The following is a 12,739-nucleotide window of genomic DNA, read 5'->3' as shown; positions in this document are numbered from 1 at the left end:
AACGAGGAGATTTTCCTATGAAACCCTATAAAATCAACCTATTCCAGCTTGGTTTACTCTTGCCAACGTATTTAATCTTTAATGTTGTTTATTCGATTATTTATGATTCTGCTGGATTTGCTTTTATAATCTTGTGGCCAGTAGTTTACTTATCATTTGCGGTAATTGTACTAGGAAATATTTTTATCTTTAGAGATATCTCAAAATTAAAATCCTCCTTCAAAGATAATGAGTTGATTCAAAAGACTTCTAATATACAGTTAGCCTTAGCTACAATTGGAGCCTTCTTGCAAATAGTAGGTTTTAAGGGAGTTCCACTTAATTACATCGACAATTATCCATTACTAGTTTGTACAAATATTGTTTACTCGATCATTCTCCTTATCGGTATTTATCAGACGATAAAGCTAGGTCAAGGAAAAGATAATTCAGCCATATTTGGTTTTATCTTTGGGGGTATGATCATTTTTCTCACTAGCCTTGCACTGGTTTCAATCACTTCTCCATCAATTAAATACACTACTCCTTCTTTCGCTGAAGAATTTCAATCACTTGGGCTTAAGGGAAAAGTTGAGTTAGTTGATAAACACCGAGAGATTGAAGCATTTTACGGAACAGCCTACAAGCTAACATATACAGAAAAATTATCAGATGGAACTATTTTAAAAGAAACTACTACTGCAAAAATTCATGGAACGAGCGGAGAACATTTATCAAATTTCTTTCTTCTTTCAGGAACAGATCTTGAAACACTTCTAAATGATAAAGAAAAGGCACTGTTTCACACTGTCAAACAAGATGAATTCAGTTTCTTACTAGATGTATACAAAGAAAGGCCGAATTTCCAACAAGAAGAAGACAGTATCAAAAATGCTACTGCTGAAAAAATAGATAAACTCTTTGCGACACCAATAACTTCTAGTTTTAAATTTAGAAAATATCCTATCGAAAACTACTATGTTGCAATTATGGCTCAGGCTGTCAGCAATCGAGAAAAAGGAGATTCTGACGCAGCTGGCTTTTATAATATTACAACAAAAGATCTCATGAAAAACAAGGGACTTACTATCGATTTTGATTGTGACCTTACGAAAATCAAGGCAGAAAATGGTAGTCCTTTAGATGCCGTTAAGGAAAAAATCCTATCTTTACCAAAAAATTCATTTTCCGATGGAATCTATCACATCACTTGTTCTTATGATGAAAATGGAATAAAAAAGAAAGTTACTTGCCCATTTGTTGTTGAAGATGGTGTGGGACACTTTGACGAGAATGTAATCGAAGGAAATCAAACAAATTAGTAATTTTTGATACAAAAACTAGGAGATAGCAGTATGACTTCTACTAGTTGCAACCCTCGTAAAAAAGCCAAGTCATTTAGACTTGGCTTTTTTATGGCTATTTATGTTAGTTCATTGAAATCCCAGATTTGATCCATCCAGCCTTCATAAAAGTCAGGTTCATGGCAAACCATAAGGATTGACCCTTTATATTCTTTCAGAGCACGTTTGAGTTCGTCCTTGGCATCCACATCCAAGTGGTTGGTTGGCTCGTCAAGAACAAGGACATTGTTCTCACGGTTCATCAAGAGACAGAAACGCACCTTGGCTTGCTCTCCACCTGACAAGACCTGAATCTGACTTTCGATGTGTTTAGTCGTCAAACCACAGCGAGCAAGGGCTGCACGGACTTCGGCTTGATTGAGAGCCGGAAAGGCATTCCAAACAGCTTCTAATGGTGTTTGGCGATTGCCACCCTCCACTTCCTGTTCAAAGTAGCCGAGTTCTAGATAGTCCCCACGTTCAACCTCCCCAGCAATTGGTGGAATAATTCCTAAGAGACTTTTCAAAAGAGTTGTTTTACCAATACCGTTGGCACCAATGATGGCAACCTTTTGATTGCGTTCAAAGGTGAGATTTAAAGGTTTGGTAAGCGGACGGTCATAACCAATCTGTAAATCCTTGGCTTGGAAAATAAAGCGACCAGGTGTACGAGCTGGTTTAAAATCAAAGGACGGCTTTGGTTTCTCACTTTGAAGCTCGATAATGTCCATCTTGTCCAATTTCTTCTGGCGAGACATAGCCATGTTTCGAGTTGCGACACGAGCTTTGTTACGGGCTACGAAATCCTTGAGGTCCGCAATTTCTTTCTGTTGACGCTCATAGGCTGCCTCCAGTTGAGATTTCTTCATAGCATAGACTTCTTGGAACTGGTAGTAATCGCCAGAGTAGCGTGTCAACTGTTGATTTTCTACATGATAGACGATATTGATCACATCATTTAGGAAAGGAATATCATGCGAAATAAGAACAAAGGCATTCTCATAGTTTTGGAGATAGCGCTTGAGCCAGTCGATATGTTCGGCATCCAGATAGTTAGTAGGCTCGTCAAGCAGCAAGATATCTGGCTTTTCAAGAAGGAGTTTGGCTAAGAGAACCTTGGTTCTTTGTCCACCTGACAAGGCGGTTACGTCCGTATCCATACCATAATCCATGACACCAAGAGCACGCGCGACTTCGTCAATCTTAGCATCCAATGTATAGAAATCACGACTCTCTAAACGATCTTGGAGTTCTCCAACTTCGTCCATCAGAGCTTCGAAATCTGCACCTTCTTCTGCCATTTCCATGTAAAGGTCATTGATGCGAGCTTCGGCTTTGAATAATTCGTCAAAGGCAGTACGAAGAACATCACGTACGGTTTGACCTTCTTTGAGCACAGCATGCTGGTCCAGGTAACCTGCTGTCACATATTTAGACCATTCCACCTTACCTTCGTCCGGTAGCATTTTACCAGTCACGATGCTCATAAAGGTTGATTTCCCCTCACCATTGGCACCGACTAAGCCGATGTGTTCACCCTTGAGGAGACGGAAAGACACGTCTTCAAAAATCGCACGGTCTCCAAAACCGTGACTCAAATTCTTAACTTCTAAGATACTCATTATAATTCCTTATCTTGTTTCTATGTAGTAGTTTATAAAGGACCCAAGCCAGGTAGCCACCCAAAGTATTGGTCCATAAATCATCAATCTCAAATACCCTGTTAAAATCAAAGAAAAAATCTAAAATTAGTTGCGTACACTCTATGCTCAAGCTCAATAAAAAGCTAAACAAAATCACTTTCTTCGTTTTTCTTAGAGCAGGTATAAGATAGAGAAGCTGGAAAATCAGTGGGAAGAGCAAGAGGATATTTAAGGCATTTTGCAAAAATATCCAGAATAGCTGCAGAAGGCTAGTCACTTCACCCAATTTCCAAAAGGAGTTAAAAGGCGTCAAAAGAAAAACCAGGCGTCCAATAGTTTGAATACCTGGAGTTTCCACTCCTATCGGAAGTTTTGGCTGGGGAGTAAAACAAAAACAGACAATACAAAGACTGTATAGCACGACTCCCAAGCTTAGTAATTTTTTTCGTTTCATCTTATGGATTTACTTCAGCTACCGCTTTTTGGCGGTCACGCTTCATGGTATTTGAACGCAATTGTCCACATGCTGCATCGATATCAGTACCATGTTCCTGACGAACAACACAGTTGATGCCTTTCTTCTTGAGTGTATCATAGAAGGCCATCACGCGCTCTTTCGGACTACGACTGTACTGGTCATGTTCACTAACTGGGTTGTAAGGAATCAAGTTGACATATGACAATTTCTTGATATTTTTCAGCAATTCTACCAACTCAAGTGCTTGTTCCACTCCATCATTCACTTCATTGAGCATGATGTACTCAAAAGTTACGCGACGGTTAGTTGTTTCAATATAATACTCAATAGCTGCAAAGAGTTTTTCAATTGGGAAGGCACGGTTAATCTTCATGATACTTGAACGAAGTTCATTGTTTGGCGCATGAAGTGAGACAGCAAGGTTAACCTGCACACCTTCATTAGCAAACTCACGAATCTTGTGGGCCAAACCTGAGGTTGAAACAGTGATATGGCGAGCTCCGATTGCCATTCCCTTATCGTCATTGATGGTACGGATAAAGTTCAAAACGTTATTATAGTTATCAAATGGCTCTCCGATACCCATTACAACGATATGGCTTACACGTTCATCTTGTCCACGTTCGTCAAAATATTTTTGAACCAACATAATCTGGGCAACGATTTCCCCGTTATTGAGGTCACGTTGCTTCTTGATCAAACCTGATGCACAGAAGGTACAACCGATATTGCATCCTACTTGAGTTGTTACACAGACTGACAAACCATAGTGCTGACGCATCAGAACAGTCTCAATCAGCATCCCATCTGGCAATTCAAAGAGATATTTAACTGTCCCGTCAGCTGACTCTTGAACGATGCGTTGTTTCAAGGGATTGACAACAAACTGCTCGTTAAGCTTGGCAATCAAATCCTTAGACAAATTGGTCATTTCTTCAAATGTCTGAACACGTTTACGGTAAAGCCACTCCCAAATTTGGTCGGCACGGAATTTCTTTTCGCCCTGTTCCAAGACCCATTCTTGCATGCCTTGACGAGTTAAACTATAAATCGACGGTTTCATGTTTTCTCCTTATTCTCTAATCTTTCTGACGGATGACGAAATGACGTTGTCCTTTTTCTTCGTTCTGAGGTTTCTGTTCCTTACGACGTCGTCTATTTCTCTTGTCCGTATGATTTCTTTTCCTATTTTGAGAAGACTTCTTCCCTTTACGGTTGTCTTTCTCTTCTTCTCTCTTGCGCATTTTTTGGTCAAATGGTGCTCGTTTAGGAATCTCATTTTCTAAGACAAAGTAGGCACATCCATAGCTACAATACTCAAGTAGGTAATCTTGTAAACGACTGATTTTCTCCAAAGATTCTTCAGCTCGCTCATTCTTGTAGAATCCTCGCAAGCGCAACTGCTCATTGCTCCAGTCTCCTACAATATAATCATACTTATTTAAAACTTCCGAAAAGCGTTGAGTAAAAGCTGTTGCATCAAAAGCGTCCTTACTATTTTCAACCAAGGTAAAGTTAAACCCTTCAGCTTCGACTTTATCTCCAAATAGATGAAATTCAGGACCAGGGAATTTATTGTAATTATATAATTCAGGTGCAATCTCTTTACGCATAATATTCCTTTTTAACGTTTACTTAATACTCTATTTTACCATATTTTTGTCATATTTTCACCTTTAGTTTTAAAATGAAAAAAGTCTGACGATTTAAGTATTAATTGATTGAGGATCCTTTCATTTAGAAAAAAGAAAAAAACTGGGAATTCCCAGTTTTTGATGATTACATGTAAAGTAATTTGAAGAGTGCTACTGCGGCAATACCAGCTACAATCGGTGCAACTACTGGTACCCAAGCGTACCACCATTTTGAATCACCCTTGTGTTCACCAAGGATTGATTTTGGAAGTACTGCGTGAAGAAGACGTGGTCCAAAGTCACGAGCTGGGTTCAAACCTGGTCCTGTAGGTCCACCTAATGAAGTAACCAAGGCCATTACGAGGAAACCAAGAGCCAAGTGTCCAACAGCAAGACCTGGTGACAAGAATGGAGCTACTTGATTTTTTGCTTGTTCAAGAGCTGCAGTAACTTGTTCTTGAGGAATTGTTTGACCTTGGGCAGTCGCTTGTGCCACTTGATCGTTAATCAATCCTTGAGCTTTAGAAAGCAATTCGGCACCAAAGAAGTTCTTTGTCATACCGAGTGCTGCAAAGAAAAGTACGAATGAACCAACGAACTCGTTGATAAAACCGTTAACTGAAGCTGCAAAGCGTGATTCTTTTGTTCCGTGGTCAATACTTGAAATTGTTGAGAAAGTACCCAAAATGTTGTTTGGGTTTTCTGTCTTCAAGTAATATGGATGGTGAGTTGCAACAACCAAGGCTTGTCCAAAGATTGCTCCCAAAACTTGTGCGATGATGTATTGCGCTACTTGTGACCAAGGGAAAAGTCCGCTAACTGCTAAACCAAGTGTGAAAGCTGGGTTGATGTGGTTACCAGAAACATTACCAAACATCAAGGCAGGGATCATAACCCCCATACCGTAACCAACAGCGATAACGAGCCAGCCACTTTGGTGACCTTTCGTACCTTTAAGTTCAACATTGGCAACTGCACCATTACCCAAGATAATCAAGATGGCTGTTCCCAAAAATTCAGTGGCATATTTGACTGCCCATGTGAAATCCATTGATAGATTCTCCTTAATATTTTTTAGACAGTCCCTATTCTATCAATTTTTAGGGCTTTTAGCAACAGATTTTCTAAAAGAATCCTGTGAGAAAACGCTTTTATTTCAATTCTACAAAAAAGACCTAACAAACATCGTTTGTTAAGTCCAAATTTTAATTATTCTTGACGCTGACCAAAGTCCTTAATCATTTGTTCCATTTCTTCACGACTTGGTGTCGTTAGCATATAGAGATAGTCTCCTTGCAATTCAGCAAAGGCTGCAGGCATGATTTTCTTGACCTTGAATTGCTGACCGTATTTAGCGAGTAAGTCTTCTTCTGAATAAACATAGTTGGCATTAGCACGGCGTGATGTCGCCAAACAGTATAGGGGCTCGAATTGAGAAGCTGGGAATGGTTCGCCTGCAACGATCGCTGCATATCCCTTATACAAGTCAAAAGAATGGGCATAGTTATAGACATCAATGGTAAAGCCACCCGCTGGACGGTTATTGTATTCAATAGCAATATAGTCATCACCCTCACGGAAGAACTCAATATGGAAGAAACGTTCCTTCATGCCAAATTCTTTGATAATTGCCTCACCATATTTACGCAATTTTGGATCCATCTCCTTGAGAACATAATAAGAATTGTCCATCTTGTAGATCATGAGATCTAGGGGTGTATGAGCATAGTCAAAAGTCGTAGAAAAGATAATATTTCCATCTCTATCTACCAAACCATCGAAGGTACAGATTTCACTAGAGGTGACAAATTTTTCAAAGAAATAAACGGTTGAGTGGTCCCATTCAGCCTTAAAGTGATTGACATCATCTGCTGTTTCAAGCTTGAAGGTTGCCGCTGCTCCCACTCCATTGTCGGGTTTTGCAATCATCGGAAGGCCGATTTCTTTCACAGCTTTATCAACATCTTCCTCTGTTTCAATAACCGCACCTGGAACCACGGGAACTCCTGCTTTTTTGAAGAGTTTCTTCATTTCAGACTTGAACTTAGTCTTCTTTAGGTCTTCTGGTTTGGCACCAAAGACATGAAACTGTTCACGAAGGGCAGCGTCCAACTCTAGCCAGTATTCATTGTGAGATTCGATGCGATTAATTGGACCATGTTTATAGAAAAGAAAGGCTACTGCACGTTTAACCTCATCTATATTTTCAAGATTATCAACTCGGAAATACTCAGTCAAGCTATTGCGCAATGGTTCATCTAGTTGTTCGTAAGGTTCTTGCCCAATCCCTAGAACGTTGATTCCTTTATTGGCTAGTTCAATACTAAATTGTTGGAAATTTTGTGGGTAATAGGGTGAAATTACAAGATAATTCATAAGCGACTCCTTTTATAGACTCATGTGACCAAGGAAATAAGGCATTTGTTTGCGCCACCATTCCCAGTCATGGGCGACATCATGTCCCCATTCTGCAAACCAGGCAGGAATTTGTTTTTGATCAAAGGCTTCTTTGAGTTTGTAGAAAGAAGGTAGGCCATCATGTTCCCATGCACCAAGACCTGTACAGACCACAATTTCAGCTTGACGATAACGGTCGATAAACCAGCCATCATTTTGATTCCAGATATAATCTACTGGTGAATTTTGATAGATGGCATCGTCATTGTAGTAATCTCCAACGAAGAAACGTGCATCATAAACACCGCTAAGAGCAATTACTTTCGTGAAAACATCCGGGTGTTGTAGGAAGAAGTTGAGGGCATGGTAAGCGCCCATGGAGCAACCTGTCGCCATCATACCGTCGAACCAACCTGTCTTATGCTTGATAAAAGGAATGGCTTCTTCAATCACATATCGTTCATAGGCGCGGTGCATTTCAGCTTGGTCATGACCGTTTTTCCATGTCGCAAGCCAGCTCTCGCTATCGACACTTGAAAGTGTAAAGAACTGGACACGGCCTTCCTCGATAAAGGACGCACAAGCATCAATCATGCCAAAATCATAGTATTCATTGTGGCTACCACCTGAAGAAGGAAAGACTACAATAGGGATACCCGCATGTCCATAACGGTTGACGTACATTTCACGATTTAGGTTTCCACTCCAGTGGCTTAGATGTTCAATATTCATATCCTGTCTCCTTTATACTATTTACCAATTTTCTGCAAAAAAACGTAGACAAGCTGGAAGATTCTCTGACCATGGTACTTCATGGTGAATAGCTCCAGCCTGAACCTTGAGTGAGAGATTTTCCAACTGCACTCCTCCTGCTATCAAATCATGATAATAACGAAGAGAAGAATCAATATAGGCCTGCTTGATATTGCCAGCCATTAGGGTCTTATCTGTGTCATCTGCTTCTTCCGTTCCAACATAGATAAAGATTCGTTGGTCAGGCAAAAGCTTTTTACGTTCAATATAGCGATCAAAGGCTTCTTGGTGCAGCCAGTTAGCTGATGAGAAAACTCCCAAGCAACCAATCTGATCTTGATACTCCAAACCGATAAACTGGGTAATATTCCCACCCAGAGAAGATCCTATCATAGCAGTGTGTTTTCTGTCTGATTTTGTCCGATAGTTTTCATCGATAAAAGGCTTAACCACTTCCATAACAAACTCTGCATACTCAACACCTTTACCACCAAATTGTTGACCAGGAATGTTAGACTCTTGGAATTTCCATGCCGCATACTCATTCATCCGTCCAAGTCCATCGTTGTCAATGGCCACGATAATCATGCGACTGATATCCGGATTTCGTTTGATAGCTGGGATAATCTTCCAGGAATGGCCGACGTAGGATTCTTTACTATAAAAGACGTTTTGTCCATCATGGAAATACACTACTGGGTAACTTCTATCCGTATCTTTCTCATAGTTCTTCGGGAGGAGAACACGTACGCGGCGCTCCTTACCTGTGTAGGGAACTACCAATTTATGCTCTCGCATTTTTAAATAAAAATAAGATTGATTCATTGTCAGAAAACTCTCTATATTCAAAATTTTACCTAATTATATCATAAAAATAGAAAAAAAGTCAGTTTCCGTCCAAATTTAAGACAATAAACTAACTTTTTTTACTTATTTTATCTTTTCCTCTGGTTTTTCTGATTAAAGGAGATCATCAATCAACTCATCGACTGCATCCTTCTCAGCCTGAGGTGTGATTTCCGTAATCATGATTCCCGCTAGTGCTCTCTCAACCAAGCCTTCGACATCCATACGTGCTTCATATTGCTCCGCATTCTTAATCTTAGGATTTGTTTTTGGACGATCTGGCGCAAAAATAGTACAGCAGTCCTCAAAGGGTTGGATAGAGATTTCAAAGGTATCAATTTCTTGTGCAATATCAATGATTTCTAGTTTATCCATAGTTACAACTGGACGAATGATTGGCGTATTTGTAACAGCATTGATAGCTTGCATACTTTCAAGGGTTTGGCTAGCCACCTGACCAAGACTTTCACCATTGATGATAACCAAACCATTTCGGACCTCACGGATACGGTCTGTAATGCGCATCATAAAGCGACGAGTCAGTGTCATCAGATAGGCTTCTGGCGCTTTAGCCTTGATCTCTTCTTGAATTTCAGTAAATGGTACTTCGATAAACTGGATATTACCACCAAACTTAGTCAATTTACGGGTCAAATCCTGAGCTTTCTTGAGGGCACCTGGACTAGTATATGGTGGGCTAGCGAAGTGAACAGCCTCGATATCTACGCCACGTTTTAGTGCAAGATAACCTGCTACAGGAGAGTCAATTCCCCCTGACAACATGAGCATTCCTTTCCCAGAAGTGCCAACTGGCAAACCACCAGCCCCACGAATGGTCTCATAGGAAAGATAAGCCGCCTCTTCACGAATCTCCACTTGCAGATTAATATCGGGATTTTTCATCTGGGCTTGTACATTTGGAATGGCATCAAAAACAGCACCACCAAGAACTTGGTTGAGTTCTCGACTATCCAGTTCAAAGTTGTGATCACTACGTTTGCTAGAGATCTTAAAGGTCATGCCTTCCTTATAGATGTCCTGCATAATCTCTTGGACAGCAGATTTAAGAACTTCTACAGATTTTTCAACCTTATACACTGGAGAAAAGTTTTGAATCCCGAAAACCTGTTTGAGAGACTCAGCTACTGGTTCATAATCTGCCCCATTCAGATAAGCATGGGCACGGTCGCGGTCAGCAGTTACCTTGACTTGAGGATAGATGGACAAGACATCTGAAATGTTATTACGTAGTTTATTGATGAAACGCATACGGTTTTTACCTTTTGTTGAAAGTTCCCCGTAGCGAATCATAATTTCTGAATACTGCATGAATACTCCTATCTTACTTTTTTGGTTTGATTGTAGATTAATTTCAACTTGGTCAAGAACTGCTCTACCTGACTCATATCATTTTCTAGGTCTAGACTGAGACGAACTGCTGACTGGGCCTTATCTTTATCAACACCCATAGCAATCAGGGTCCCTGCAGGTTTCCCAGCCTTGGACGAACAAGCAGAGGTTGTGGAAATGAAAATATCATAGTCTTCAAAGGCATGAACAATGACTTCACCACGAACACCCTTAATCCCAAAGGTCAGAATATGAGGGGCAAAGTCTTCCTCACCTGAGAAAACAAAAATATCTGGATATTCAAGAAGAGCTTGACGGATAACTTCCTTCATCTGACTCGTTTTGCTAGCAAACAATTCCAATCTTTCTATAGCTAAACGCAAAGCCTTGGCTGTCGCTGCAATTCCTGCTACATTCTCAGTTGTTGAACGATAGTCACGCTCTTGGCCACCACCAGTTAATAGGGGGGTGATTTTCTTGCCAGACTTGATATAGACAAAGCCAACACCACGAACGCCGTGGAATTTATGACTAGAGAAGGTCGCAAAATCCACTCGGTCTGTCAAATACTTTTCTGTCGGAATCTTAGCCAAGGCCTGAACCGCATCAACGTGGAAAGAGACAGTTGGCTTATCCGCTAATAGTTCTGAGATAGCTTGAATAGGCTGAATAGAGCCTATTTCATTGTTAACTGCCATGACGGAAACCAAGGTCGTATCAGGACGAAGTAGATTTGCCAAAGCGGCTACATCTACAAATCCCTTTTCATCTACAGGTGCAAAATCCACTTCAAACCCTTGAGTTTTAAGCCAGAGAGCTGACTCCTTGACTGCAGGGTGCTCAATGTCTGACACGATGATGTGTTTACCAAATTGCGCTTTTTCAAATGCAACCCCTTTGATAACCCAGTTATCCCCTTCAGTACCACCAGAGGTAAAGAAGATTTCTTCACTATTTTTGCCAATCAAATCTGCAATCTGTTGACGAGATGCATCTAAAATCCTGGTAGACTGGTCTCCTAAACGATGAAGACTAGAAGGATTTCCAATAATTTTTGCAGACACCTGCATATAGGTTTCAAGTGCTTCTGGATAGGGCTTGGTCGTAGCCGAATTATCAAAGTAAATCATGGTTTCTCACGCTTTCTAAAATCACTCCTTCTATTGTAACACGAAACAGTTCAGGCGACAAGAAAGGCAATTCAGGTTCATTTAAGTTTTTTTTAAAGATTTTGAGTATAATGAATCATGACAAAGGAGAGAAATTATGTCTAACTATCGTAGAAGTTCAAAGCCTAAGACCGAACACATCAAAAAAGGATTCACTGTTTTTCAAAAAACAATCGCGACGATTGCTAGTATTCTAGGTTTGATTACGGCTAGCATCACGATTATGAATGCCTTTGATAAGGAAAAAGATAAAAAAGATACAAATCCGCAAACAACTATTATCAAGGAAGTTCAAAAGGAAGCTCCCGCTGAATCCAATACCCCTGCACAAAATCAAACTAACAATCAAGAAACAACTCAAAAAGAAGAGGTTCAAACTCCTAGCAAGAAGGAGGATACAAAATCAGATAACAATTCTCAGAAAAATGAGCAATCTGATTCTTCTTCAAACACTCCAACTACTGAAGCAGGAGTTAGCGCAAATAACGGAGCATCTTAAGCATTTTTCAATACCAACGATTACTTCGTTGGTATTTTATTTGCAGTTTTCTATACTTTCGAATCACAAAAAACCAGGAACTAGTGTCCCTGGTTTTTCTTTTTAAAACAAGTTATTCTGCATCGAATTAAGATTCGTACTTAGTTTTCTTTCCCTTTTTTGATAAAGGTTGCAGAAAGAACCAATCCAAGACTAGCTAGGAATGCTAAACCTACTGAATCTTGCTCACCAGTCGCTGGAAGTTGAGCTTTGGCTTCAGTTGCTGGTTCCTGTGGTTGTTCTTGTTTTTGGTTTGTTGAAATTTGAGCTGGCTTGTGATTCGCAATTGTTATAGCTGGATCTGAAACAGGTTCTTTGTATTCTGGAACCTCATTCTTAGCAGCTTCAACTGCGTTAACGCCACCCTTGAATTCTGGGAGCTCATTCTTGTCCGCTTCAACCCAATTAACGCCGCCCTTGAACTCTGGAATTTCATGAACAGCCGCTTCTGCATCATTAACGCCACCTGTAAATTCAGGAATTTCAACTACTGGTGGTTCTTGATCTCCCTTACTTGTTAGTATTTCAGGTTCTGGAGTTGGTTTTGGAGTTGGGGTTGGCTCTGGATCTGGGGTTGGCTCTGGATCTGGGGTTGGCTCTGGATCTGGA

Annotated in this window: 13 protein-coding genes; 2 read left to right on the top strand and 11 right to left on the bottom strand. The window is 40.3% G+C overall.

Annotated elements, in window-relative coordinates; genetic code table 11:
* Positions 1-17 precede the first annotated feature (17 nt).
* Positions 18-1,301, top strand: coding sequence for a hypothetical protein (locus NMM19_RS02305; RefSeq protein WP_254729710.1), 1,284 nt, complete (start codon positions 18-20; stop codon positions 1,299-1,301).
* A gap of 101 nt (positions 1,302-1,402) precedes the next feature.
* Here the strand turns inward: NMM19_RS02305 and NMM19_RS02300 are convergent, their stop codons facing one another.
* The 10 genes from NMM19_RS02300 to NMM19_RS02255 form a co-directional block, all read right to left on the bottom strand.
* Positions 1,403-2,944, bottom strand: coding sequence for an ABC-F family ATP-binding cassette domain-containing protein (locus tag NMM19_RS02300; RefSeq protein WP_254729708.1), 1,542 nt, complete (start codon positions 2,942-2,944; stop codon positions 1,403-1,405).
* Positions 2,925-3,419 (bottom strand): VanZ family protein, encoded by a 495-nt coding sequence (locus NMM19_RS02295; RefSeq protein WP_254729706.1) that lies wholly within the window; start codon positions 3,417-3,419, stop codon positions 2,925-2,927. The genes NMM19_RS02300 and NMM19_RS02295 overlap by 20 nt, the downstream gene beginning before the upstream one ends.
* A gap of 1 nt (position 3,420) precedes the next feature.
* Positions 3,421-4,506: a 23S rRNA (adenine(2503)-C(2))-methyltransferase RlmN gene (gene rlmN, locus NMM19_RS02290; protein ID WP_254729704.1), complete on the bottom strand. Its 1,086-nt coding sequence runs from the start codon at positions 4,504-4,506 to the stop codon at positions 3,421-3,423.
* Positions 4,507-4,522: 16 nt separating this feature from the next.
* Positions 4,523-5,056 (bottom strand): YutD family protein, encoded by a 534-nt coding sequence (locus NMM19_RS02285; protein ID WP_254729702.1) that lies wholly within the window; start codon positions 5,054-5,056, stop codon positions 4,523-4,525.
* A 166-nt stretch (positions 5,057-5,222) separates the two neighbouring features.
* Entirely contained in the window at positions 5,223-6,128 is a 906-nt protein-coding gene (gla, locus tag NMM19_RS02280) for an aquaglyceroporin Gla (protein WP_254729700.1), read from the bottom strand.
* 158 nt (positions 6,129-6,286) lie between these two features.
* Entirely contained in the window at positions 6,287-7,453 is a 1,167-nt protein-coding gene (locus NMM19_RS02275; RefSeq protein ID WP_254729698.1) for an acetyl-CoA carboxylase biotin carboxylase subunit family protein, read from the bottom strand.
* 12 nt (positions 7,454-7,465) lie between these two features.
* On the bottom strand, positions 7,466-8,206 hold the full coding sequence (locus tag NMM19_RS02270) for an esterase family protein (protein ID WP_254729696.1): 741 nt from the start codon (positions 8,204-8,206) through the stop codon (positions 7,466-7,468).
* A gap of 21 nt (positions 8,207-8,227) precedes the next feature.
* Positions 8,228-9,052, bottom strand: a complete 825-nt coding sequence (locus tag NMM19_RS02265; protein WP_001076728.1) for an alpha/beta hydrolase — start codon at positions 9,050-9,052, stop codon at positions 8,228-8,230.
* Between the two features lie 135 nt (positions 9,053-9,187).
* A complete protein-coding gene (gene thiI, locus NMM19_RS02260) occupies positions 9,188-10,402 on the bottom strand; it encodes a tRNA uracil 4-sulfurtransferase ThiI (protein WP_254729694.1) in 1,215 nt (404 codons plus the stop codon).
* 8 nt (positions 10,403-10,410) lie between these two features.
* Positions 10,411-11,553, bottom strand: a complete 1,143-nt coding sequence (locus NMM19_RS02255; protein WP_254729692.1) for a cysteine desulfurase family protein — start codon at positions 11,551-11,553, stop codon at positions 10,411-10,413.
* Positions 11,554-11,689: 136 nt separating this feature from the next.
* On the opposite strand from NMM19_RS02255, the gene NMM19_RS02250 reads away from it, so the two are divergent.
* Positions 11,690-12,091: a DUF6556 family protein gene (locus NMM19_RS02250; RefSeq protein WP_254729690.1), complete on the top strand. Its 402-nt coding sequence runs from the start codon at positions 11,690-11,692 to the stop codon at positions 12,089-12,091.
* 140 nt (positions 12,092-12,231) lie between these two features.
* Here NMM19_RS02250 and NMM19_RS02245 read toward each other — a convergent pair.
* Positions 12,232-12,739 (bottom strand): SIALI-17 repeat-containing surface protein (locus NMM19_RS02245; protein ID WP_254729688.1); only part of this gene is annotated, 508 nt, incomplete at its 5' end.

The sequence above is a fragment of the Streptococcus sp. CF8_St5-17 genome, from assembly GCF_024295665.1.
Lineage (GTDB): Bacteria > Bacillota > Bacilli > Lactobacillales > Streptococcaceae > Streptococcus.
This window is presented reverse-complemented; position numbering and strand designations above follow the sequence as displayed.